Raw genomic sequence first — 24,466 nt, forward strand, 5'->3', positions numbered from 1 at the left:
GGCCCGCCTGTGACAGCCCGGCTGCCCCTGCCTCCCGCGTGGCGCAGGGAACCGCTGACCGCTGCAAACGAGGGGTGAAGGGGTGGCCGAGCGGTCAGGATGAGGGCATGGGATTCCATGTCGACTCCGAGGCCGGACGGCTGCGGCGCGTCATCCTGCACCGCCCCGATCTGGAGCTCAAGCGGCTCACTCCGAGCAACAAGGACGCGCTGCTGTTCGACGACGTGCTGTGGGTGCGCAGGGCCCGGCAGGAGCACGACGGGTTCGCCGACGTGCTCCGCGACCGCGGCGTGACGGTCCACCTCTTCGGCGACCTGCTCACCGAGACCCTCGACGTCCCGGCGGCCCGGAACCTCGTACTGGACCGGGTCTTCGACGAGAAGGAGTACGGACCGCTGGCCACGGACCATCTGCGGGCGGCGTTCGAGACGATGGGCTCGGCCGAGCTCACCGCGGCGCTGGTCGGCGGGATGACCAAGCGGGAGTTCCTGGAGCGGCACCCGGAGCCCACGTCCGTGCGCTTCCACGTCATGGAGCTCGACGACTTCCTGCTCCACCCGCTGCCCAACCACCTCTTCACGCGGGACACTTCGGCCTGGATCTACGACGGCGTTTCGATCAACGCGATGCGCTGGCCCGCCCGGCAGCGCGAGACGGTGCACTTCGAGGCGATCTACCGGCACCACCCGCTGTTCCACGCCGACCGGGCAGGCCCCTTCCACATATGGTCGGAGGGGCAGTACGACTATCCGTCGACCATCGAGGGCGGCGACGTCCTGGTGATCGGCAACGGCGCCGTGCTCATCGGCATGAGCGAGCGGACAACCCCGCAGGCCGTCGAGATGCTGGCGCACAAGCTGTTCGCCGCCGGGTCGGCACAGACGATCGTGGCGCTCGACATGCCCAAGCGGCGCGCGCTCATGCACCTCGACACCGTCATGACGATGATCGACGGCGATACGTTCACCCAGTACGCCGGACTGGGGATGCTCCGCTCGTACACGATCGAGCCCGGCGTCGACGGCCGGGAGCTGAAGGTCACCGACCATCCGCCGGAGCACATGCACCGGGCGATCGCCGCGGCCCTCGGACTGAGCGAGATCCGTGTGCTGACCGCCACACAGGACGTGCACTCCGCCGAGCGCGAGCAGTGGGACGACGGCTGCAACGTCCTCGCCGTCGAGCCGGGCGTGGTGATCGCCTACGAGCGGAACTCCACGACAAATACCCACCTGCGCAAACAGGGCATCGAGGTCATAGAGATACGAGGGAGCGAGCTGGGCCGGGGGCGCGGCGGGCCGCGGTGCATGAGCTGTCCGGTGGAGCGGGACGCTGTGGCCGGGTAGTACCTGCGGCGCACCGCACGTGCACCGTGACCGACCGCGCAGGTCGCATAGAAATGTTGACGATCGTATAGACTTCCATGGTTCCCGTATCCGTACACCCAGGAGAGCTTCCATGGCGACAGTCCCGACCGGTCTCACCGGCCGCCACTTCCTCAAGGAGCTGGACTTCACCGCCGCGGAGTTCAGGAGCCTGATCGACCTGGCCGCCGAGCTCAAGGCGGCCAAGAAGGCGGGGACCGAGACCCGGCACCTGACCGGCCGGAACATCGCCCTGATCTTCGAGAAGACCTCGACACGTACGCGCTGCGCCTTCGAGGTGGCGGCCGCGGACCAGGGTGCGTCGACGACGTATCTGGACCCCTCCGGCTCGCAGATCGGGCACAAGGAGTCGGTGAAGGACACGGCGCGCGTGCTCGGCCGGATGTTCGACGCCATCGAGTACCGCGGGGACAGCCAGGCGAACGTCGAGGACCTCGCGCAGTACGCCGGAGTGCCCGTCTACAACGGCCTCACCGACGACTGGCACCCCACCCAGATGCTCGCCGACGTGCTCACCATGACCGAGCACAGCAGCAAGCCCCTGGAGCGGATCGCCTTCGCCTACCTCGGCGACGCCCGCTTCAACATGGGCAACTCCTACCTGGTCACCGGCGCGCTGCTCGGCATGGACGTACGGATCGTCGCCCCGAAGTCGTACTGGCCTGCCGAGGAGATCGTCACCGAGGCCCAGCGGCTCGCCGAGACCTCGGGCGCCCGCATCACGCTCACCGAGGACGTCGCCGAGGGCGTGCAGGGCGCCGACTTCGTCGCGACCGACGTGTGGGTGTCCATGGGCGAGCCCAAGGAGGTCTGGGACGAGCGCATCACGGCCCTCGCGCCGTATGCCGTGACGATGGACGTGCTGCGCGCGACCGGCAACCCCGACGTGAAGTTCCTGCACTGCCTGCCGGCCTTCCACGACCTGGGCACCAAGGTCGGCCGCGAGATCCACGAGCGCCATGGCCTGGACTCCCTCGAGGTCACCGACGAGGTCTTCGAGTCCGAGCACTCGGTCGTCTTCGACGAGGCCGAGAACCGGCTGCACACCATCAAGGCGGTGCTCGTCGCGACGCTTGCCTGAGCCGTTACCCTGAGCCCTTCGCATCACCAGTACCACCGGTACCACCGGCAGGCCGGGACCACCCTTCCCGTGCCCGCTGCCGCGCGGCCCACCCCGTCGCGCACAGCACCACCAGAAACGAGAACCACCCATGGCCCGTCCACGCCCCTCTGGAGCAGGACTCCGCATCAAGTCCCCCGAACGCCTCGTCGCCGAATCGGGGGCGGACCTCGAAGGCCATGGCCTGAAGCGCACCATGGGGCTGTTCCAGCTTGTGTGCTTCGGTGTCGGCGCGGTCGTCGGCACCGGCATCTTCGTCGGCCTGTCCGACACGGTCGCCGAAGCCGGTCCGGCCGTCGTCATCTCCTTCGTGCTGGCCGCGATCACCTGTGTCTTCACGGCCTTCTCCTTCGCCGAGCTGGGCGGCGCGATCCCGGTGTCCGGCTCGTCCTACTCCTTCGCCTACGCCACCCTCGGTGAGCGCATGGCGTTCCTCGTGGGCTGGTGCCTGCTCCTGGAGTACGGCGTGTCGGTCTCCGCGGTCGCCGTCGGCTGGGGCCAATACCTCAACGAGCTGCTGAACAGCCTCATCGGCTGGGAGCTGCCCGGGGCCCTCGCGAACCCGCCCGGTGACGGCGGCGTCGTGAACGTCCCCGCCGTGATCGTGATGGTGCTCGCCGCGCTGCTCCTGGTGCGCGGCATGCGCGAGAGCGCACGGGCCACCGCCGCCATGGCCGTCCTGAAGATCGCCATCCTGGTGCTGTTCTGCGGCATCGCCTTCACCGCCTACCAGCAGGGCAACCTCTCCGACTTCGCGCCCTTCGGCCTCGCGGGCATCACCTCGGGCGCCTCGCTGGCCTTCTTCTCGTACATCGGCTTCGACGCCATCACCACGGCCGGTGAGGAGGTCAAGAACCCGCGGCGCAACATCCCGCTCGCGATCCTGATCTGCCTTGGCATCGTCACCGTGCTGTACTGCCTGGTCGCGGTCGCCGCGATCGGAGCCTTCTCCGCCGACGGCGTGGCCGAGACGCCCGCCGCGCTCTCGCTGATCGTCAACGAGGTCACCGGCTCGACCGTCGGCGGCGCCGTCATCGCCTTCGGCGCGGTCGTCGCGATCGCCTCGGTCGTGCTCGCCGTGATGTACGGGCAGACCCGCATCCTGATGTCGATGTCCCGCGACGGCCTCATCCCGCGCGTCTTCGAGCGGATCTCCCCGAAGACGTCCACGCCGGTCGCAGGCACCTGGATCGTCGCCGTCGTCTTCGCGATCCCCGCGGCCGTCGTGCCGCTCGACGCGATCATGAACCTGACGACCATCGGCACGCTCGCCGTCATGGCCGTCGTCAACTTCGCCGTGATCGCGCTGCGCCGCAGCCGCCCGCAGCTGAAGCGCAGCTTCCGGGTGCCGTTCTACCCGGTCAGCCCTCTGCTGGGCATCGGCTTCTGCGTGTATCTGATGTACGGCACCGGGGTCGAGACCTGGGTGCAGTTCGCCGTGTTCCTGGCGGTGGGGGTGCTGGTGTACGCCGGGTACGGGCGCCGCCACTCGAGGTACGGGGCGGACGGCGCCTCGGCGGAGGCGGAGCCGGAGTCGGTGGCCGGGCCGGGCGGCGAGCCGGAGGCTACGCAGGCCGCCGCTGCTGAGGCACCGCGGGGAGCCTGAACCAGACCGCCTTGCCGGTCTCGGTGGGGCGGTGACCGCACGACGAGCTCAGGGCGCGGATCAGCAGCAGACCGCGCCCGTGCTCCTGCCACGGGTCCGGCGGCTCGACGGGGGCCGGCTGGGTGAGCTGAGTGGGAGGCGCGGGCTCTGCGTCGTGGACCTCGACCTGGCAGCCGGTGGGCAGCAGCTCCACGACGAGCTCGATGGGGCCCCGGCCGTCGGTGTGCTCCACCGCGTTCGCGACCAGTTCGGCCGTGAGCAGCTCCGCGGTGTCGGTTTCCGCCGCGCAGCACTCGATGTCGGCGAAGGCGTTACGGACCAGGGCACGGGCGACCGGCACGGCTGCGGCACTGTGCGGCAGCGCGATGCGCCAGGAGGCGGCGGCAGGGCTGGATGCGGCGTAATCGTGCACGGTTGAGTCCGTTCGCGAGCAGGTGTTCCGGTGTCGTCCTGCTTTCAACCGTATGAATGGTAAGGGGTGGGTCATCAGAGGTTTTGGTCAGGTCTCTGTAGGACGTACGGCCCTGTTTCCGGTACCCCTTCGGCTCGTGCGTTGTTTATGGGCCGTGGCCGGTGCGCCCCGCCGGCAGGGGCGCACCGGCTCACGTCGAACCCGTGAGGACCCGGCTCACTTCGGACCCGTGAGGCCCCGATCGCGCAGTACCCGCCGCTCGATCGGGCCGAAGATCAGCGCCTCCACCAGCACGCCGATCGCCAGGATCACGATCACCGCGGCCACGATCAGTGTGAAGCTCGCGCTCTCCTTGCCCGCGTTCAGGACCTGCCCGACCCCCGGCAGAGGCGTCGCGGTGATCAGTTCGGCCGTCATCAGGGCCCGCCAGCCGAAGGTCCAGCCCTGCCGGAGAGCCGAGACCAGTCCGGGCAGCGCGGCCGGCAGCAGGACCTTGCGCACGGCGCGTAGCCCCGTCGCGCCCATCGTCACGCCCGCCCGCCGCAGCAGCGGCGGAATCTGGTCCAGAGCGCTGGCCAGCCCCATCGAGATCGACGGCACGGCGCCGAGCAGGACGACCGCGTACACGGCCGACTCCGACTCGCCGAGCGCGATCACCGCCAGCGGCACCAGCGCGGCCGCGGGCAGCGACTGGAACGCGGACAGGACGGGCGCGATGACGGTACGGACCAGTGCGTACCGGTACACAAGCAGGCCCAGCGGGGCGCCCACCAGCACCGAGGCGGCGAAACCGAACACGCAGCGCTCCAGGCTGTGCCCCAGCGCGGGCAGCAGCGTGCCGTCGCGCCACAGATCGCCGAGCTCCCCGGCCACCGACGCCGGTGACGGCAGCGTGGACAGGACGTCCAGCGCGTACGCCAGCTGCCACACCACCAGCACGAAGACGATCGCGGCCAGCGGCGCCACCGCCTTCTTCGCGGCGCGGCGCGCGGCGGGAGCGGACGGCGACTCCAGGGCGTCGAGGCCCGAGGAGATGTCGTCCCCGCCACCGGGGGAGGCCGCGTCGGCGCGTTTCAGGTCAGTGGCGGGCATGGCGGCGGATCTCCTCACGCAGATGTCCGGTGATCTCGAGGGACAGCTCGGCGACGTCGTGGTCCTCGATACGACGCGGGTACGGGATGCCGACCTGCCACTCGCGGGCGATCCGGCCGGGCCGCGACGAGAGCAGGACGACCCGCTGCCCCAGCCGGACCGCTTCCCGGACGTTGTGCGTGACGAAGATGACGCTCAGCCTGCGCTTCTCCCAGACGTCGGTCAGCACCTCGTGCAGGACGTCGCGGGTGATGGCGTCGAGCGCGGCGAACGGCTCGTCCATCAGCAGGAGCTGGCTGCCCTGCGCGAGAGCGCGCGCCAGCGCCACGCGCTGCCGCATACCGCCCGACATCTCGTGGATGCGCTTGCCGTGGGCGCCCGACAGCCGTACGAGAGCGAGCAGCCGTTCGGCCTCCGCACGTCGTTCCTTTCGGTCCAACCCGCCTAGCTCCAGGGCGAGTTCGACGTTTCCACCGGCCGTCAGCCACGGGAACAGCGCATGCTCCTGGAACATCAGCGCGGGCCGGGCGGCGCCGGCCGTCACCGTGCCCGCGGTCGGCCGGTCGAGGCCCGCCGCCAGGTTGAGCAGCGTCGACTTGCCGCAGCCGGAGGCGCCGAGGAGGCAGACGAACTCGCCCTCGGCCACATCGAGGTCGATGCGGTCCAGGACGAGCGCGTCGCCGAACCTCTTGGTGGCTCCCGCCAGTCGTACGGCCGGCGCGGCGGCCGCCCGGGTAACAGACGTGCTGGTCACTCAGGTCACCGCGCCATGCCTGCGGTCAGGGTCGCGCCGTCCGCCGGGTCGATCAGCAGGAACGAGCCGGTGCGGCGCACCTCGGAGTACGGGTCGAGCGCGAGCGGCTCGGCCGTGCGCAGCGTGACGCGGCCCAGGTCGTTGGCCGTGAGCTCGTCGGCGCCGTGCAGATCCTTGACGATCGCCCGGACGGTACGGGTGGTGTGCCGCAGCAGCACCCGATCCCCGTTCCGCAGCGGCCGGTCCGCCAGATGGCAGACGTCGGCCTCGACGTCCTGCGTCGTGAGCGGCGCGGCGGCCGTCGGCACGATCAGGTCGCCGCGGGCGATGTCGATCTCGTCCGCGAGGCACAGGGTGAGGGACTGCGGTGCGCAGGCCGCCGTCTCCTTCCGGCCCAGTACGTCGATCGCGGTGATCGTCGACGTCCGGCCGGACGGCAGCACCGTGACCTCGTCGCCGACGCGCAGCGTGCCCGAGACCAGCTGGCCCGCGTAGTGGCGGACCCCGTCGTGCCTGATCACGTACTGGACGGGGAAGCGGGGCGGCGCCTCTGCCGCGTCGTCGCCGACCGGCACCGTCTCCAGGTGCTCGAGGACGGTCGGGCCGCCGTACCAGTCCATGTTCGCGGACGGTTCGACGACGTTGTCGCCGGCGAGCGCCGAGATGGGGATGGCCGTGATCTCGGGGACGCCCAGCTCCGTCGCGTACTGGACGAACTCCGCCGCGACCTCGGTGAAGACCGGCTCGGCGTAGTCCACGAGGTCCATCTTGTTGACGGCGAGGACGACGTGCGGGACACGGAGGAGGGCCGCGATGGCGGCGTGGCGGCGGGTCTGTTCGACGACGCCGTTGCGGGCGTCGACGAGGATCACGGTCAGTTCGGCGGTCGATGCGCCGGTGACCATGTTCCGCGTGTACTGCACATGGCCGGGGGTGTCGGCGAGGATGAACCGGCGCCGGGGCGTGGCGAAGTAGCGGTAGGCGACGTCGATGGTGATGCCCTGCTCGCGTTCGGCGCGCAGGCCGTCGGTGAGGAGGGCGAGGTCGGGGGTGTCCTGGCCGCGGCTGGCCGAGGCGCGTTCGACGGCTTCGAGCTGGTCGGCGAGGACCGACTTGGAGTCGTGCAGCAGGCGGCCGACCAGGGTCGACTTGCCGTCGTCCACGGAACCGGCGGTCGCGAAGCGCAGGGTGTCGACGGCCGTGGCTGAGCGCCCCGTGCCGGTCGTGACGGCGGGGCTGGTGGTGGTGCTGGTCATCTCTAGAAGTACCCCTCGCGCTTGCGGTCTTCCATCGCGGCCTCGGACAGCTTGTCGTCGGCGCGGGTCGCGCCCCGCTCGGTCAGCCGCGATGCGGCGATCTCCGCGATCACCTTCTCGATGCTGTCGGCGTCGGAGTCGACGGCGCCGGTGCAGGACATGTCGCCGACGGTGCGGTAGCGGACCTGCCGCTTCTCGACCGTCTCGCCGTCCTTCGGGCCGCCCCACTCACCCGCGGTCAGCCACATGCCACCCCGCAGGAAGACCTCACGCTGGTGCGCGAAGTAGATGGACGGCAGCTCGATCTGCTCGCGGGCGATGTACTGCCACACGTCCAGCTCGGTCCAGTTGGACAGCGGGAAGACGCGCACATGCTCGCCGGGTGCGTGGCGGCCGTTGTACAGGTTCCACAGCTCGGGGCGCTGGCGGCGCGGGTCCCACTGCGAGAACTCGTCGCGGAGGGAGAACACGCGTTCCTTGGCCCGGGCCTTCTCCTCGTCGCGGCGTCCGCCGCCGAAGACGGCGTCGAAGCGGTGGTGCTGGATGGCCTCGGTCAGCGGCACGGTCTGCAGCGGATTGCGGGTGCCGTCGGGACGCTCGCGCAGCACACCGCGGTCGATGTAGTCCTGTACGGAGGCGACATGGAGGCGCAGCCCATGGGCGGCCACCACACGGTCGCGGTACTCAAGCACCTCGGGGAAGTTGTGTCCCGTATCCACATGCAGCAGCGAGAAGGGGATCGCCGCGGGCGCGAACGCCTTCAGCGCGAGGTGCAGCATGACGATGGAGTCCTTGCCGCCGGAGAACAGGATCACCGGCCGCTCGAACTCACCCGCCACCTCGCGGAAGATGTGCACCGCCTCGGACTCCAGCGCATCCAGGTGCGACAACGTGAACGCGCTGGTGGGGCTGGTCGTGGTGCTCACACCAGCCCCCTCGCGGCCAGCATGGCGTACACCGCGTCAGCCGACTGCTGCGGCGTCTGGTGCTGCGTCTCCAGTACGAGATCGGGGTCGACCGGCGGCTCGTACGGGTCGTCGACACCGGTCAGACCGGTCAGCTGCCCGGCCGCCTGACGCGCGTACAGGCCCTTCACATCGCGGTCGCTGCACACCTCCACCGGCGTCGCGACATGCACCTCGAAGTACGGCGTGTCGCTGCTCTGATGCCGCTTGCGCACCGCCTCACGGCTGTCCGCGTAGGGCGCGATCACCGGGACGACCGTCAGCACGCCGTTGCGCGCCAGCACCTCGGCGACCAGGCCGATGCGCTGCACGTTGGTGTTGCGGTCCTCGCGGCTGAAGCCGAGGCCCGCGGACAGGAAGCGACGGATCTCGTCACCGTCCAGGACCTCCACGCGGTGGCCCTCCGTCCGCAGCCGGCCCGCGAGCCCGCGCGCGATCGTCGTTTTGCCCGCGCTCGGCAGGCCGGTGAGCCAGATCGTGGCTCCCTGTGCCCGTGCCGTGGTCATACGTGAAGTCCTTTCGCGGCACCGTCGTGGTGCCGGGTCTCGTGGAGTTCGGTGAAGAGGGCCTCCCACCGGGGGTGGACGGAGTCCGGCCCGTAGGAGGCCGCCGTCAGCAGGGCCGCCGTGCCCATCTCGGCGCGCAGCTCCTGGTCGGCCATGAGCCGGCCCATGGCATCGGCCAGCGCGACGGTGTCCTCGGGCGGCACCAGCAGCCCGTCGACGCCGTGCGTGAGGACGTCGGCCGGTCCCGTCGGGCAGTCGAAGGCGACCACGGGCAGAGCGTGGCTCATCGCCTCGATCATCACCATCGGAAGGCCCTCGAAGCGCGAACTGAGCACGTAGAAGGAGGCCTTGGCGAGCTCGTCGTCGAGACGATCGGTGTGCCCCATGAGGAAGACGTGGTTGTAGAGATGGTGCTCCTCGATGAGGGCCCTCAGCTCCGCCTTCTTCTCGCCGCTGCCGTAGATCCTCAACTGCCAGTCCGGGTACTTCTCGACGAGCCGCGCCCATGCCGGGATCAGCAGGTCGAAGCCCTTCTGCGGGAAGAGCCGCCCGGCCGCCACCGCGATCTTCGAGTCGTGGCGTGACGGGATCTGGTCCAGCGAGTGAACGGCGTTCGGAATCCGGATGACGCGTGTGCCCGGCAGCAGCTGCTGGTAGTCCTGGCGGTCGCGCTCGGTCAGCACGGCCACCGCGTCGAACCGCGGATAGCACTCCACGATGCGCCGCTGGACGTCCGCCCGGTGCGTGCCGTGGTTCATGTGCTCCTGCGCGACCCGGACCACGCCGCCGGTCGCGTGCCGCGCGGCGAGGAAGTTCAGGGCCGGCCTGGTGGTCACCAGGACGCCGTCGCGCAGCGACGCCACGTACGCGATGACCGCGTCCTCGACGTGCCGGTTGAAGTAGCGGTAGCCGAACTCGCCGCGGGGGATCTCCCGCGCGGGTTCCTCCAGCTGCCGGGCCCGGCGGCGGTCGCGCAGGCGCGCCAGGAGGCCCCGCGGCGGCTCCTGGGCGCTCTCGCGCAGGTCCACCAGCGTGGACACGGTCACCCGCGGGTCCAGCGGGAACTGCACCGTGTCGCGGCGGCGCAGCACGCTCACCAGCTCGACGTCCCAGCCCGCGGCCACCAGCGAGTTGGCCTGGTTCATGACGGTGCGGATGGTGCCGCCGCGGCCGTACGCGTGCAGCAGCAGATAGCGGATCGTGATGCCGGATGTCATACGCGGCACTCCAGCGACAGGTTGTCCTGGACCGTGTAGTACGGCTGCACCGTGAGCGTCCCGCGTGCGGCCGGCACCCGCTGCGCCGGAAAGACCATGATGTTCTTCTTGCCGCGGATGTCGTCGAGCTGCCGCCCGGCCCGCAGCTTCACCTCGCCGTCCGTGAAGTGCAGATCCCACTGCTCGATGCCCGCCGGGTCGTACGCGGCGAGGTCCGCGACCGGCACCTCGCTCTCGAAGCGGTCTCCCTCCACCCGGGCGCCGTACCGCAGCTGTTCCCGCGTGCTGCTCCTGCGGACCAGCAGCAGCTGCCAGTCCCTGCCGCCGTCCCCGCGCCTGCCGTGCAGCCGGCCCACGACGCGTATGCGTCCGTCCCGCGGCCACACCTCTTCTATCTCTGCGTGTGGCTTCATCTCTGCGTGTGGCTTCACGATATGTAGCCCCAGGACGCGCACATCGGACGGAGGATCTCGGGGATCTCGTCCTCGGTGGGCAGCGCACGGCCGGACTGCACCGTGCCCGTGCGGATCTTGTCGCGCCAGTCGCCGAGGCCCTTGACCAGCTCGCCGTCCTGGCGCTCGCCGTAGGAGAGCATCGAGGGGTCGAAGTCGATGCCGAGGAAGGCGCACAGGTCCCGCAGCTGCCCCTCGGGGTCCTCGGTGAGCTGCTCGTAGCGGATGGTGTGACCGCCGGTGAGGCCCTTGCGGGCGTTGTCGACGGCCTTCATGTAGCGCAGCGCGTCGGCCGCGGCCTCGTCGTAGGTGCGCTTCTCCGGGTCGGCCTCGTGCCAGGAGCGCGCAATGGACACGGGGTGGCGCAGCAGGAAGACGAACCTGGCGTCCGGCCAGCAGGCGGCTATGCGCTTGTATGCAAAGGCGTTGCTCGGCGTCTTCTCGACGATGAAGTCCTTGCCGGACTTCGCCAGTTCCCGGTGCAGCACCCGGTCCCACAGCAGATGCTCGAGATCACCGCGCTCCAGGTCGAGGGCGCTCATCGCCTTCTGCGAGAGCTTGCTGCCGAAGCCGACCTCGAGGCGGCGGATGTGCAGCTCGTGCGGGGCGTGCAGGCGCGGGTGCGCGTTGAGGAGCATCCGCAGGAGCGTGGAGCCTGACCGCACGGGCGACATGATGAAGACGGGTTCCCGCAGCAGCCGGTCGACCTCGGGGTCGTCGGGACATCGGAACGGCACGTCGGGACGCTTCTTCGGTGGCGCGCTCTTCGCCGGCGCCTTCTTGGCGGGTGCCGTGGACGCGCCTCCCGCGCGGCGGACCTGATAGCCCGTGGCCGATACGAGCGCCTGGTTGAGCTTGGGCAGCAATCTCATGCGGCCCGATGGTATGAGCGATTTCTGAGAAGAGGGGAGTGGAAACCTTAGGGTTTACTGAGCGACTCAAATTGTGACCGACGCCTCACTAGTCACAGACGTCACATGAACACCTGGCCACAGCGGCGTGAACACGCGGTCCCGGCGGTCACGTGACCTCATGCGGGGCGCACGAACTCCTTCCCGGCGTCCCGCAGCCGGGCCCGCAGTTCCTGGAAGACCTGCGCCGACCGGACCCCCGGCCACCCCTGCGGCAGCAGCTCCGCGGGCAGTCCCGGATCCGCGTACGGCAGACGCCGCCACGAATCCAGCGCGAGCAGGAAGTCGCGGTACGCGTCCTCCGCGGGAGTGCCGGCCCGCTTCCCCCATGCCCGCAGCACCGGCTCCTGGCGGTCCAGGAACTCCTCGTGCAGCTTGGCGATGGCCGCGAGGTCCCACCAGCGGGCGGCGGCCTCCGCGGTCGGCGCGAAACCGAGGTGGTCGCCGCGGAACAGATCGACGTACCGCGCCAGTTGCAGGCGCTCCAGCGTGTGCCGGGTCTCCTCGTACAGCCGGGCGGGCGCGATCCAGACGCCCGGTGCCGCCGTGCCGAAGCCGAGTCCGGCCAGACGCGAGCGCAGGACGTGCCGCTTGTGGCGCTCCTGCTCGGGGACGGAGAAGACGGCGAGCACCCAGCCGTCATCGGCCCGTGGCGGCTGCGTCGGGTAGATACGGCGGTCGCCGTCGTCGAGGAGCTGGCGGGCGTCGGGCGACAGCGCGTATCCGGCCGTGCCCGTGCTGGTGCGCTCGGGGACCAGCAGTCCGCGCCGCTTCAGCCGGGACACCGACGAGCGCACGGACGGGGCGTCGACGCCGACGGCGGCCAGGAGGCGGACCAGCTCGGCCACCGGCACGGCGCCGGGGAAGTCTCGTCCGTACGCGCCGTAGAACGTGACGATCAGGGATCGCGGAGTGTGCTGCTCGGCCACCTGATCACTCTACGATCCCCGGCTCCCGGCGTCTCTGCGATGTCCCGGTCGCGGTACAGCGCGGCCCGCACCCGGCGTCACCGGGCGGAGGTAGCGTGGTGACGCCTAGGCCCTGTCGTCAAACTCCCGCCTGCCCCGCGGCGCCCGCCCTTCGGGCGGACGACGGGAGTTTGACGACAGGGCCTAGGACCAGGGGTGCAGGACACGACGACATGGGGGCCGTCATGCCGAAGACCGAGCTGAGCGTGGGCACCATCGAGTACGAGGACACGGGGGGATACGGCGTCCCCGTGGTGCTGCTGCACGGCCCTGCGCAGGACGGAACGGTCTGGCGGCGTGTCGTCGACGCACTCGGCCCCGGGTTCCGGTGCATCGTCCCGACCCTCCCGTACGGCAGCCACCGCACCCCTCTGCGCCCCGGAGCGGAGCTCACCCCGCACGCGATGGCCCTGCTCGTCGGGGAGTTCGCCGACACACTGAGGCTGGGCGACGACGCGGTGTTCGTCGAGAACGACGCCGGACGGCTGCAGCAGCTGGCCGCCGAGCGGCCGGACCGCGTCGGCCGCATGGTCATCGCGGGCTGCGAGGCCTTCGACAACTATCCGCCTCGCGCGGGCGGCACGATGCTGGCGGCGGCCGCCAGGATCCCCGGCGGTATCGCGCTGATGGCACACGCCCTCGCCGTCCGGCCGTTACGCCGGATCCCGGGCACCGGGTACCGGGTACGCCGTCATGGCCCACAAGCCCGTACCGGACGACCTGGTCGACCGTTGGATCGAACCGCTGCGCAGGGATCGCGCCGCCCGCGCCGTGCTCGTCGGTTACCTGCGCGGCGTGCGGAAGACGGAGATGTCCGAAGCGGCCGAGCGCCTGCGCTCCTACGACCGCCCCGCACTGGTGGTCTGGGGCAGGCAGGACCGCATGATGCCGCCGGACCACGGCCGCCGGCTGGCGGAGCTGCTGCCCCGGGGACGCCTCGTCGAGCTCGACGAGTGCCGCACCCTGATCCCGCTGGACCGGCCCGACGGGCTCGCCGACGCGATCCGGACGTTTGTACGCGAGACGGCATCGCCCTGATGCACCAGCTCGGTTCCGTCAGCTGGGGTCCGACAGCTCGTCTTCGCAGCTGGGGGTTCGTCAGCTGGGTTGGACAGCTCGGGTTGGGCGGTTCGGGTTCGTCAGCCCGGTGACGAAGCCGTGTCTGGCGGCGTGCCAGGGTCCCGTCTGCCGTGGCGGTCCGGCGGTGCGGTGCGGGTGGGTGCCGGTGCCGCCGCGGGGTCGCCGTGCACATCGCGTTGCGGAGGCGTGCAGAGGGCGGCCGCCAGGGGAGCCGCTCGCATGATCGCCGCCACCTGGTCGTACGGCTCGTCCGGGTGTGCCGGCTGCTGACGCGACGTCATGGGCGGGGCGATGTGCGGCGTCGGTGCGGGCAGGCCTGCGCGGCGGCGAGGAGACTGTGGATGCCGTCGCCGGCCTGGGCGGGGTCGCGCACCGGCTCGGGGAACACAAGCCGGAGGTCACCGTGGCCGCGGGCGTACTCGCAGCGCAGCGTGATGCCGTACCGGTCGAGGGCGACGGGCTGCACGCGGACGACCCCCTGCAGCAGCCGCGGCCCGGCCAGCTGGGCGAGCCTCGCCACCATGTCCTCGTGGGCGTCGACCAAATGCGTCAGCAGGGCCGCCTCCTCGACCGCCAGGGGATCCGCTTCGGCGAGCACCAGTTCGTCCAGACCGACGACGACCATGTCCGCGCCCGCTTCGAGGGTGGCGCGCGCGAGGTCGAGGCGCAGGCTCGAGCCGTCGCCCGCGCCGTCCTCCGCGTCGTCGGTCAGGGCGAGCCATCCCGAGAGCGTCACCTTGGCGCGTACCCGGGCCCGGACGGAGGTGGGGGAGACGTCGGTGAACTCCAGCAGGGCGGCGAGCGCGCCGCGCGGGGCGCACACGGCGCGCGCGACCAGGGGGCTGTCGGCGGGCAGCCGCAGTCTCACTTGTCCTGTGCCGTCGACGTGGTGGAGGCCGACGAGGTCGTAGCGGTGCCCGTCCGTGGTGAGGGTCAGCGACCCGGCGCGGGCCAGTACCGAACGGATCCGTTCCGCGGCGGTTGGTTCCGTTACGGAGGCGGTGGTGGGCTTCATCGGACCTCCAAGGAGAGCGAGTCAGGTTAGGCTAACCTAACTTACGCCTCTTGGGCAGTCCTTTCTGGGGCTGGCTCACGGAGCGGGCAGATCTGACGAGGCAGAGGCTGACGAGGCGCCAGTACCCCGTTCGCTCCCCTCCGCTGCTTCCTCGGTCGTGCCGACACCTGCGCCGGTGACCTGGGCAAACGATCAAGCGGGAATCCCGCTGCGGCTGACTGGGCGACAGATCTGGCGGGCCGTCATGTTGCGGGGCTGACGGACTGTCGGTTGCCTCGTGAGCGGAGCACAGCAGAGGCGCCGCGCAGACAGGCCGGACACTGCTCCGTTGGAGGATTCTCATGCGTTACACACACGTCGGTGCAGGTGTCGGCCTGGTTCTCGGTGCCCTCGGCATGCAGGTCCCGGCCGCTCTCGCCGCCGATGGCTCGGATGTCCAGATCAACCCGTGGAGCGCTTCCCCGGGCTCCACGGTCACCGTCACGACCACGGCCTGCGGTCCCGACGTGGACTACGGCAAGGGCTGGTCGAAGGTGGGAGGGCAGTTCCACCTCTTCGAGGGCGACTACCCGGGAGAGCTCGTCGGTCAGTTCGAGATCCCGGAAGGAACGAGACCAGGCAACGACACGATCACCCTGAAGTGCCCACCGCGGATCAAGATCACGGATACGTACCAGGTCACAGGGCGCCCCCCGAGCGGCTCGGTCGGCGCCGGCTTCGGGCCGGCCGAGAGCGACGGCATGCAGCTGGCCCTGGGCGGTGCGCTGCTCGCCGGAGCCGCGGCCGGCGGTGTGATCAGGGTCCACCGCCGTCAGAGGGCCCACCGGGGCTGACCGCCCGCCGCCCCGGACACCCCCGCACCCCAACCCAATCCCCCCGACCTCCCACCCCAACCCGCTACGAAGCACCCGCCCTGCAGCAAAGCAAAGGCTCAACGCAAAGGCTCAACCGCGATGGAATCCGGGCACAACACCAGCGCTCCCCGAGACCCGTTCATCCCGTCAGTCGGCCTTCTGGCGTGCGTGCTTCTGGCGGGTGCGGTGCTGCTGATCAGCGGGGCATCCGAGGAGGACCGGCCGCCGCAGCCCTCGGCCGCTCAGGCTTTCTCCTCCTCTGGGGACCCCACGCCGCCCGGCGCGGCTTCGCTCTCCGGCGCCGCCTCGCCCACCCCGGCCGCCACGCCGCCCCGCACCGCGTCACCCACTCCTACCGCCGCAGCAGCTCGTCCCACTCCACCAGCCCATCCGGCTTCACCTGCCGGTACTGCTCCACCGGCTCGTACCAGTTCCCCTCCCGCCGCCCGCACCGGTCCCGGACCGGCCCGCCCCGGAGTCCCGCCGCTGCGACCGGCGGCTCCCGTCCGGCTCCGGATCCCCGCCATCGGCGTCAACGCCCCCATGACCCGGCTGGGCCTCGACGCGGCTGGTGCCCTGCGGACCCCGCCGGCGGGCAAGCCGGGCCTCGCCGGCTGGTACGGCGACGGCACGCCTCCCGGCTCGGCGGGGACAGCCATCGCCATCGGGCATGTGGACACGCCCACCGGGGCCCCCGGTGTCTTCTACGGCCTGGGCGCCCTTCCCAAGGGCGCCACCATCGACATCAGCCGGGCGGACCGGCGCACGGCGGTGTTCACCGTCCGCGCCGTCGAGCTCTACGACAGAAAGAAGTTCCCCAGCAAGAAGGTCTACGGCAGCTCGGGCCGGCCCGAACTCCGGTTGATCACCTGCGGTGGCGGTTACACCAAGCGCACCGGCTACCAGGGCAACGTCGTGGTCTACGCGACGCTGACCGCGGTGAAGTAGCAGGCGTGCAGATGAAGCCCGAGAAGACGGCGCTGTAGGACCGCAGGAAGCCGCTCCCCCGAGGGCCCGTTGCCCGGACCGCGTGTCCGGGCAGCGGGCCCTTCGCGTTGCTCGCGGAACCAAGGCGCCGCCGCCATGGGGACGTTGGGCAGTGATCTGCGTCACTGCAGCCCGTTTGCCGTGATGTTTTCCGGTCGGGGGGCGCTGTACGGGTCGGGCCACCTATGTGACGGGTGTGCCTTATGGGACTTTCTTCCGTGGCCTGAACCTGGCCTGGCCCGGCCGTCTGTGGGGTGGATACGTCGTGAGTCGTCGTACGTTGCATGCGTACAGGCCGCTGAGTCTGAAGCGACGGGCGTGGCTGACGCTCGCTGCGGTGGTCCTGGGGGGTGGCGGCCTCGTGACGTACGCCGTCGCCAGCCCGTCCGCCGATGCGGGCGCGGCGGGCCGGGTCAAGCGGCCGGTGAAGGTCTACGACCTCGCGCTGAAGGGCTCCACAGCGGACAGGCGGGAGCTGCCGCGCACGGACACCGAGCAGTTCTCGATGCTCGGCGTCTCCTGGACGGGCGCCACCAAGCGGCTCCACGGCACGGTGCAGGTGCGTACCCGCAGCCGTGAGACCGGCGAGTGGAGCGCCTGGCAGGACCTCGAAGTCAACGTCGACCCGCTGGACGACCCCGGTCCCGGTGTGCGCGGCTCGTCCGAGCCGATCTGGGTCGGTCCCTCCGACGGCGTCCAGGTCCAGGTCGTCCGCAAGAACGGCACCACCAGCTCGCTGCCCAAGGGGCTCGAGGTCAACCTGGTCGACCCGGGCGTGGTGACGGCGGCCGAGACCAAGTCCGCCGCCGATGCCGACCCCGCCGCGTTCGTCGCCGAGGAGACCCCAGGCGCCACGACCGCCGCCCCCACCGACACCGCCGCGACCACCGACTCCCCCACGCCGAGCGACGGCACCACCGCCACGCCGACGGACGGTCAGACCACCACATCGCCAGCTCCCACCGAGAGCACGCCCGTGGCCACCCCGACCGCTTCGGGCTCCGCGTCCCCCTCGGCGAGCGCGTCCGCGAGCCCGTCGGCCACCAAGCCCTCCGCGCCGCCGTCCACCGTGCCCGAACCGCCGATCGTCTCGCGCGCCGGCTGGGGCGCCGACGAGTCGATGAGCCCTGACCCGTCGGAGTACAACGCCGACGTGAAGGCCGTGTTCGTCCACCACACCGACGGGACCAACGACTACTCCTGCGCCGACTCCGCGTCGATCGTCCGGGGCATCTACGCGTACCACACGCAGGTCAACGGCTGGAACGACATCGGCTACAACTTCCTGGTCGACAAGTGCGGCACGATCTTCGAGGGCCGCAAGGGTGGCGTCGACCTGCCGGTGCTCGGCGCCCACACCTACGGGTGGAACCGCGAGTCCACGGGCGTCGCGGTGCTCGGTGAGTACACCTCCACGAGCGCCTCCAAGGCCGCGCTGACCGCGGTCGCCCGCGTGGCGGCCTGGAAGCTCGGCCAGTACGGCGCCGACCCGGCCGGGACCGTCCAGCTCACCGCGGGCGCCAGCCAGACGAACTACTTCGGCACGAGCTTCACCGCGGGCAGCAAGTACACCTTCAACCGGATCTCCGGCCACCGCGACGGCTACAACACCCAGTGCCCCGGCAACTCCCTGTACGCCCAGCTGCCGACCATCCGCACCTGGGCGTCCGGCCCGGTGCAGGGCCTGAAGGTCACCTCGGTCGACGGCGCGGGCCTTTCGGGCTCGACGTACTACACCAAGGGCGCCGTCACGGTGCACTGGTCGGCCACCACGCCGGCCTCGCTCATCTCGAAGTTCGAGCTGCTGGTCGACGGCAAGACCGTCGCCACCACCTCCGGCACCGCCACCTCAGCCGGCACCACCCTCGCCCTGGGCAGCCACACCGTCGCCGTGCGGGCCGTGCACCAGTCCGGCAAGACCGCGACCAGCACCGGCCTGAACGTCGTCGCGGAGACGACCGCACCGACCTTCAGCACCACCCCGAAGCTCTCCCTGCGCAGCGGCACCGTCAACACCACCGCCGTCCCGGTCACCCTCGGCTGGAAGGCCACGGACGACAAGGCCCTGCGCTACGTGAAGCTGCTGGCCCCGACCACGGCCACCTTCGGCCCGACCACCACCAGCTCCAGCCGCACCGCCAAGTCCGGCACCGCCACCACCTGGTCCATGCGGGCCTACGACTACGCCGGCAACTACCGCACGTCGTCCCCCTCCTACACCCCCGTGATCCTGCAGGAGACCGCCGCCACCAAGTCAGGCAGCTGGACCACCCGTTCATCCACCAGCTACCTCGGCGGCAAGTCGTACTCCAGCGGTTCCAAGGGCGCCAGTCTCACCTGGACCTTCACCGGCCGCTCCGCCGCCTGGGTGGTCTCCCGAGCCTCCAGCTCGGGCCAGGCATACGTTTATGTCGACGGCACCAGGGTCACGACCGTCGACCTGAAGTCCTCCAGCACCCTGTACCGGCAGGCGATCTGGACCAAGACCTGGTCCAGCAGCGCCAAGCACACCATCAAGATCGTCGTGGTCGGTACCAGCGGCCGTCCCACCATCACCACCGACGGCCTCGTTTACATCAAGTAGTCCCCACCCCATCACGTAGTCCCGAGCCTGCGGCGGCCGCATCGCGCCACCGCCACGGATGCCGCCGCACCCCTTCCCGGCACTTGCTGTCAGGTGGGGTGCGGCGGCATTTCGGCGGACGCCTGCGGAGTCTCCGTCCCAGGGATCGGCATAGGGCTGCGATCCTGCGACACTGACTGCATGAATGAAAACGAAAATCATGTGGAGCGGGAGCTGCCCGGAGGAGATCCGTACGCGCTGTCGGCCGAGTACATCGACATCATGATTGCGGAGACCTGGGAGGGGCTGGCGCCCGAGGTCGTATCGGTCCTCAAGGGATTGCACGCCACGGAGGGGCCGGTGGTCGACCTGGGGGCGGGATCGGGTAGGGGGGTGCGGGCCGTTCGGGAAGCCCTCCCGGGCGCCCCGGTGCTGGCCGTTGAGCCTTCCCCGGCTATGAGGGCCGTGCTGCTGGCGCGGGTGCATGACGAGCCGTTACTGCGTACGGGTGTCACGGTGCTCCCCGCCGATGCCTCGAGCGCCGAGTTGCCGGACGGAATGCGGGCGGTGCTCGCTATGAACGTCCTGGGGCACCTGTCGCCGGACCAGCGCCGCACTCTCTGGGGGAAGGCTGCTCGTCGTCTCGCTCCCGGTGGGGCCCTGCTCGTCAATGTGACGCCCCCCTTCACGCCGCAACCCGTGCCGCGAACGCGGATGGCACACCTGACTCTGGGGGATCTGACCTACGAGGGCTGGGCGCAGGCCGAGCCGGCCGGTCATGATCAGGTGGTCTGGCGCATGGACTACCGCGTCGCGCGGGGAACTCATCAGGTGTCCCAAGTGTCGGTCGACTATCGGTGGTGGGTGATGGGGGACGACGCGCTGGCCGATGAGGTGGCCGTGGAGGGCCTGGTGCTCCGGCCCATGGGAGGGTCGGAGTTGGGTCTGCGTGTTCTGACGCGCGTCGGCGAGTAGGCGTCGGCATGCGGCCTGCGGAGCGGCCGCCATGGCCGCTCTCCGTGCCGACGGAGCTGTTCCTGGCGCCCCTCCAAGGCGGCGTGGACCTGCGACCGGCAGGCCGTTCACAACTTCCTCATCAGTTCCCCCAGATACCGTTGCCCCTCTTGTTGAAAATGATTACCATCACACTTGTTCGTGCACGTACAAGCACGTGCGCAGCCATGATCCAGGGGGGATCACTTTGCGTGCCTTCACCCGCACCCGCGCTCTGACTGTTTCCGGTTCCCTTGCCGCGGCCCTGGCCGTGACCGGCCTGGCCGCCACCCCGGCCGCCGCCGCGACCACGCTCAGCAGCGGTCACATCGACGTCCTCGACGCCGAGTTCGACGGCTCCGCCTTCCATCTGCACGTCCACGACGAGTCGGTCACCCCGGACGTCGAGTACGCGCCGGCCGACGTCACGCTCAACGTGAAGTCGGCTGCCAAGACCACCCGCCCCTCCGGCACCGCCTACAACTTCCTCGGCGCAGCCGGCTCCACGGTGTGGGTCCTGCCGCAGGACGAGGCCGCCGCCACCTCCAAGGGCGTCATCTGGCCTGGCATATCCACCGAGCACCTGACCACCGGCGTCTTCACCAACAACCGGGTGACCTACACCCTGACCGGCGCCCAGTACGACGCCGCCGGTGACGGCACCTACGAGGACACCACCGCCGAGTTCAGCGTGTACGGGGTGTCCGGCTCCGGCACCGTGACCAAGTACTACGACGGCGGGGACGGCTTCGGCTCCGCCGACGCCCGCAGCTTCGTCGTCGGCGGCCACAACCACTACAACTGGGCCTTCGAGGCGGCCGGCACCTACCGGATCACCTTCCAGATCAGCGGCACCCGGACCTCCGGCGGCACCATCCCGCCCACCACCGAGTCCTACATCTTCACCGTCCAGAACTAAAGGACACGGACGGTGAGACCAACGGGTTCGAGACGGCCCCCGCGGGCGGGGGCCGTCGCCGCTGTGAGCGCCGCCCTGTTGATCGGCGCGTTCGGCGCCGTGACGGTGGGCAGCACCGACGTCAGTGCCGCCCCCGCGGCCGTCGTCCTCGACGAGGGCGAGATCGACTTCGCGCCCCGGATCGTGGACGGGCGGCTCCAGCTCCAGATCGCGGACCGGACGGCGGACTCGGGTCCGGTGTGGCGGGAGCCCTCGGAGGTGGTGCTGCACGCCAAGCCGGAGACGGAGTACTTCGTCGACGGGCCGATGATCGATCCGGTCGCCATGTTCGACGCCGTCCCGGGCGATCCCGCGTGGCTGCTCAACGGCGTGGAGTCGCAGCTGCGTTTCGACCTCGATCCGGGGTGGTCCACAGGTCAGCTGCCCGGTGATGCCGCCGGGGCGACCGAGGTGCGGCTGAAGGAGGTGCGCGGGCCGGGCCAGTTCGCGATGTTCGACTGGGACTACGCGAACGGCGAGAACGCCGTCCCGTATTTGGTGCAACGGCTGCCGGAATACCACTCCTTCACGCTGCCGCCCACCGACGGGACCGGGGACCGGTTCGCGCCGATGTGGGGGTTCCTGGCGGAGGGGGTCCACAGGATCACCTTCGAGGTGAGTACGACCGTCGGTGGCGAGCGCACCACGGACACCGAGACCGTGGCCGTCGCGGTGGGCGACGACGTCGACCCGGGGCAGGTGCTGCCCGGTGACGGGTCGACGCCCCCGGTGAGCCCGCCACCCCCGTCGACCACCACGGCCCCGCCCACGGACACCGCGGTGATCGGCGAGGGGCATGTGGACCTCGCGGCCCGCATGGCCGGCGACCGGCTGCGGTTCCAGCTCAAGGAGGGCTCCAGCGCCGATTTCACGGTGCACGAGCCGGACGAGGCGGTCCTGCATGTGAAGCCGCGCGCCAAGCGCAGGCTCGGAGAGGGGCTTGAGTTCATCGGCGGCCCCGACGACACGGTGTGGGTGCTGCCGCAGACCCAGACCAATGGGCTGCTGTGGCTTGGCTTCGGCTCCACGGAGCTCGACACGGCCGAGGTCACCGAGCTGTCGTACGAGCTGTCCGCGCTGCGCGGGCCGGGGCACATCGCCGTCTACGAAGGGTCGTCGCTGGGCGGGGTTACCACCCACTTCAACAGCGCCGACGGCCTCCCCGACCGCTACCCGTACGGGGCCAACCGGCACACCCACGCAACCTGGGTCTTCACCGAGGAGGGCGTCTACCGCGTCACGCTCACCGTGCGGGCGACCCTGGCGTCGGGCGAGAAGGTCAGCGACACGGGGACGGTGGCGGTGGCGGTCGGGGAGGCCGACCCGTCGACGGTCGTCCCGGGGGAGGGGGACGGCGGCGAGCCGACCGCCACCCCGACGGCCACCGGCTCGGCAACCTCCTCTGCTAGGCCCACGGGCTCGGCGGCACCCACGCCCACGGACACGGCGACGGTCACGCCCGGCGACTCCCCGAGTGCGAGCGCCACCGGGTCGTTCGCCCCGCCAGGGCCGGGGTCCGGTTCGGGCGGTGGGGACGGTGCGTCGACGAGCGGCGGCCTCGCCTCCACCGGTGCCGGGGTGACCGTCCCGCTCGCCGTGGCTGCCGCGGCTGTCGCTGTCGGGGCCGCTGCCGTGGTCGCCGTACGCCGCCGGCACACCAGCGGCGTGACAGACGCCTCCTGACTCCGGGTCCGGGGCGGGGTGGGGAATGGCAGCCCCCGGCCCTCTCCCGGGCCCGGCATCCGCAGAAAGAAGGTTGAGACAGTGACAGACAGCAGGCACAGGCACCGACGCCCCACGGCCGCTGTCGGTGCCGCCGTCGCCGGAGCCCTCCTCGCCGCGTGCAGCGGCGGGCCGGGGGGCTCCGGCGACGCCGCGCTGAAGGTGTCCACGACCACCGCGATCATCGCCGACCTCGTCGAGCAGGTCGGCGGCGACCGGGTGGACGTCACCTCGATCGTCCCGCATCACGGCGACCCGCACTCCTACGAGCCCAGTCCCGGGGACGCCTCGACCGTCGCGAAGTCGGACATCGTCTTCAGCAACGGGCTGTTGCTGGAGGAGCCCGGGATCACGAAGATGATCCACAACAACACCCGCAAGGGGACCCCGAAGATCGCCATCAGCGAGAAGCTGGAGGAGTACGGGGGCACGGTCATCAAGCTCCAGGAGGACCTGGGGCTCGACGTGTTGTGGCTCGGCTGGGCCGTCGAGGGCGAGGTCGCCGGTGAGGGCTCGCAGGTGCGGGTCACCGCGACCGGCCTGGAAGGCCCCGGCGACCTCCACGTCTACCTCACCGACACGCTCGGCACACCCAAGAGCTACATCGACTCCGCCGACGGCTTCGACGGCAAGGACTCCTTCACGCTGCCGCCTGAGGCCCACACCCACGTCAACTGGGCGTTCACCGAGCCCGGTACGTACCGGCTCACCGTCAAGGGGCAGACCGAGACCCTCGACGGCACGCGGACGGACGCGGGCGGCGGCACCATCACCTTCGCGGTGGGCGGCATGGGCGACCGCGGCGCCGAGGGCAGGACCCTCCTCGGCACCGGCCACGCCGACGTGACGCTGAACGCCGCGAAGGGGGAGGTGTCCGTACGGTCCGACGACCCGGAGACCGGGAAGCGGGAGCACCACGCGGCCGACGAGGTCGTGGTGTCCGTGCCCGACAAGGCGAAGGAGACCGTCCCCAAGGAGGACGCGTACCGCTTCCTCGGTAAGGCGGGCGACGACCTGTGGGTGCTGCCGCAGGCCGTCATCGGCAAGCACGTGCACGGCGACATGGACCCGCACGCCTGGGAGGACGTCGCCAACGCCGAGGCGTACGTGCGGCGCATCGAGGCCGAGCTCATCAAGGCGGACCCGGACGGCAGGGCGACGTACCGCAAGAACGCCGCCGCCTACCTGAAGACGCTCGGAAAGCTCGACCAGGAGGTCGCGGCGAAGCTGGCGACGATCCCCGAGGCCAACCGCAAGCTGATCACCACGCACGACGCCTTCGGCTATCTGGCCAAGGCGTACGGCATGGAGATCGCCGGCTTCGTGGTGCCTGTGCCCAACCAGGAGCCGAGCGCGGCGGAGGTCGAACAACTCGGCGACACCATCCAGGACAAGGGGGTTCCCGCCGTCTTCCTGGAACCGAACCTCGCGGCACGCGCCGACGTGCTGCGCCGCGTGGCGGAGGACCAGGGCGTGGGGATCTGCACGATCTACGGCGACTCCTTCGACGACAAGATCCACGACTACGTCTCGATGATGCGGCACAACGCGAACGAGCTCGCGAAGTGCCTTGCGGGCTGAGCCCCGAGAGGTGCGTCCCGCGGCACGACGCCAAAGAACTCGGCGGAATTCGCACAACCAAGGAGGACT

22 protein-coding genes are annotated in these 24,466 nt (G+C 70.6%); 11 read left to right on the forward strand and 11 right to left on the reverse strand.

From position 1 onward, the window contains the following. Positions 1-107 precede the first annotated feature (107 nt). The 3 genes from STSP_RS18835 (at position 108) to STSP_RS18845 (ending at position 4,111) form a co-directional block, all read left to right on the forward strand. Positions 108-1,346 (forward strand): arginine deiminase, encoded by a 1,239-nt coding sequence (locus tag STSP_RS18835; RefSeq protein ID WP_067279300.1) that lies wholly within the window; start codon positions 108-110, stop codon positions 1,344-1,346. A gap of 112 nt (positions 1,347-1,458) precedes the next feature. Next, the gene (gene argF / locus STSP_RS18840; RefSeq protein ID WP_067279302.1) at positions 1,459-2,466 is read left to right on the forward strand and encodes an ornithine carbamoyltransferase; all 1,008 of its coding nucleotides are present in this window, start codon (positions 1,459-1,461) and stop codon (positions 2,464-2,466) included. 130 nt (positions 2,467-2,596) lie between these two features. Next, positions 2,597-4,111, forward strand: coding sequence for an amino acid permease (locus STSP_RS18845; protein ID WP_067279305.1), 1,515 nt, complete (start codon positions 2,597-2,599; stop codon positions 4,109-4,111). On the opposite strand, the gene STSP_RS18850 is transcribed toward STSP_RS18845, so the two are convergent. From STSP_RS18850 to STSP_RS18895, 10 genes are all read right to left on the reverse strand, one after another. Continuing rightward, on the reverse strand, positions 4,071-4,571 hold the full coding sequence (locus tag STSP_RS18850) for an ATP-binding protein (RefSeq protein WP_408646326.1): 501 nt from the start codon (positions 4,569-4,571) through the stop codon (positions 4,071-4,073). The genes STSP_RS18845 and STSP_RS18850 overlap by 41 nt on opposite strands. Before the next feature lie 168 nt (positions 4,572-4,739). Then, a complete protein-coding gene (locus STSP_RS18855; protein ID WP_067279310.1) occupies positions 4,740-5,615 on the reverse strand; it encodes an ABC transporter permease in 876 nt (291 codons plus the stop codon). Beyond that, on the reverse strand, positions 5,602-6,369 hold the full coding sequence (locus tag STSP_RS18860; RefSeq protein ID WP_067279312.1) for an ABC transporter ATP-binding protein: 768 nt from the start codon (positions 6,367-6,369) through the stop codon (positions 5,602-5,604). Before STSP_RS18860 ends, STSP_RS18855 begins: the two co-directional genes overlap by 14 nt. A 5-nt stretch (positions 6,370-6,374) precedes the next feature. Then, complete coding sequence (locus STSP_RS18865; protein ID WP_067279315.1) at positions 6,375-7,625, reverse strand: sulfate adenylyltransferase subunit 1; 1,251 nt, start codon at positions 7,623-7,625, stop codon at positions 6,375-6,377. A 2-nt stretch (positions 7,626-7,627) separates the two neighbouring features. Then, positions 7,628-8,551: a sulfate adenylyltransferase subunit CysD gene (gene cysD, locus STSP_RS18870; protein WP_067279317.1), complete on the reverse strand. Its 924-nt coding sequence runs from the start codon at positions 8,549-8,551 to the stop codon at positions 7,628-7,630. Beyond that, positions 8,548-9,096: an adenylyl-sulfate kinase gene (gene cysC, locus STSP_RS18875; protein WP_067279320.1), complete on the reverse strand. Its 549-nt coding sequence runs from the start codon at positions 9,094-9,096 to the stop codon at positions 8,548-8,550. Before cysC ends, cysD begins: the two co-directional genes overlap by 4 nt. Continuing rightward, positions 9,093-10,313, reverse strand: a complete 1,221-nt coding sequence (locus STSP_RS18880) for a glycosyltransferase family 4 protein (protein WP_232789705.1) — start codon at positions 10,311-10,313, stop codon at positions 9,093-9,095. Before STSP_RS18880 ends, cysC begins: the two co-directional genes overlap by 4 nt. Continuing rightward, positions 10,310-10,726: a hypothetical protein gene (locus tag STSP_RS18885; RefSeq protein ID WP_067279323.1), complete on the reverse strand. Its 417-nt coding sequence runs from the start codon at positions 10,724-10,726 to the stop codon at positions 10,310-10,312. Before STSP_RS18885 ends, STSP_RS18880 begins: the two co-directional genes overlap by 4 nt. A gap of 14 nt (positions 10,727-10,740) precedes the next feature. Next, a complete protein-coding gene (locus STSP_RS18890) occupies positions 10,741-11,637 on the reverse strand; it encodes a sulfotransferase family protein (protein ID WP_067279324.1) in 897 nt (298 codons plus the stop codon). A gap of 158 nt (positions 11,638-11,795) precedes the next feature. Beyond that, positions 11,796-12,605, reverse strand: a complete 810-nt coding sequence (locus STSP_RS18895) for a PaaX family transcriptional regulator (protein WP_067279327.1) — start codon at positions 12,603-12,605, stop codon at positions 11,796-11,798. A 732-nt stretch (positions 12,606-13,337) separates the two neighbouring features. On the opposite strand from STSP_RS18895, the gene STSP_RS41000 reads away from it, so the two are divergent. Continuing rightward, positions 13,338-13,682, forward strand: coding sequence for an alpha/beta fold hydrolase (locus tag STSP_RS41000; RefSeq protein ID WP_332835379.1), 345 nt, complete (start codon positions 13,338-13,340; stop codon positions 13,680-13,682). Between the two features lie 319 nt (positions 13,683-14,001). On the opposite strand, the gene STSP_RS18905 is transcribed toward STSP_RS41000, so the two are convergent. Then, positions 14,002-14,739, reverse strand: a complete 738-nt coding sequence (locus STSP_RS18905) for a DUF2470 domain-containing protein (protein WP_067279330.1) — start codon at positions 14,737-14,739, stop codon at positions 14,002-14,004. Between the two features lie 341 nt (positions 14,740-15,080). Here STSP_RS18905 and STSP_RS18910 point away from each other — a divergent pair, with 341 nt between their 5' ends. From STSP_RS18910 to STSP_RS18940, 7 genes are all read left to right on the forward strand, one after another. Then, a complete protein-coding gene (locus STSP_RS18910) occupies positions 15,081-15,572 on the forward strand; it encodes a sortase (RefSeq protein WP_067279331.1) in 492 nt (163 codons plus the stop codon). A gap of 120 nt (positions 15,573-15,692) precedes the next feature. Next, a complete protein-coding gene (locus STSP_RS41255; protein ID WP_067279334.1) occupies positions 15,693-16,541 on the forward strand; it encodes a class F sortase in 849 nt (282 codons plus the stop codon). A gap of 343 nt (positions 16,542-16,884) precedes the next feature. Next, the gene (locus tag STSP_RS18920) at positions 16,885-19,164 is read left to right on the forward strand and encodes a peptidoglycan recognition protein family protein (RefSeq protein ID WP_198547387.1); all 2,280 of its coding nucleotides are present in this window, start codon (positions 16,885-16,887) and stop codon (positions 19,162-19,164) included. Between the two features lie 180 nt (positions 19,165-19,344). Continuing rightward, positions 19,345-20,118, forward strand: a complete 774-nt coding sequence (locus STSP_RS18925; protein ID WP_067279340.1) for a class I SAM-dependent methyltransferase — start codon at positions 19,345-19,347, stop codon at positions 20,116-20,118. Between the two features lie 226 nt (positions 20,119-20,344). Next, on the forward strand, positions 20,345-21,055 hold the full coding sequence (locus tag STSP_RS18930) for a choice-of-anchor M domain-containing protein (RefSeq protein ID WP_078067306.1): 711 nt from the start codon (positions 20,345-20,347) through the stop codon (positions 21,053-21,055). 63 nt (positions 21,056-21,118) lie between these two features. Next, positions 21,119-22,777: a choice-of-anchor M domain-containing protein gene (locus STSP_RS18935; protein ID WP_067279342.1), complete on the forward strand. Its 1,659-nt coding sequence runs from the start codon at positions 21,119-21,121 to the stop codon at positions 22,775-22,777. A gap of 81 nt (positions 22,778-22,858) precedes the next feature. Next, a complete protein-coding gene (locus STSP_RS18940; RefSeq protein ID WP_067279345.1) occupies positions 22,859-24,397 on the forward strand; it encodes an anchored repeat ABC transporter, substrate-binding protein in 1,539 nt (512 codons plus the stop codon). The last annotated feature ends 69 nt before the right edge of the window (positions 24,398-24,466 follow it).

Origin of the sequence: Streptomyces jeddahensis (genome assembly GCF_001642995.1) — a bacterium.
Lineage (GTDB): Bacteria > Actinomycetota > Actinomycetes > Streptomycetales > Streptomycetaceae > Streptomyces > Streptomyces jeddahensis.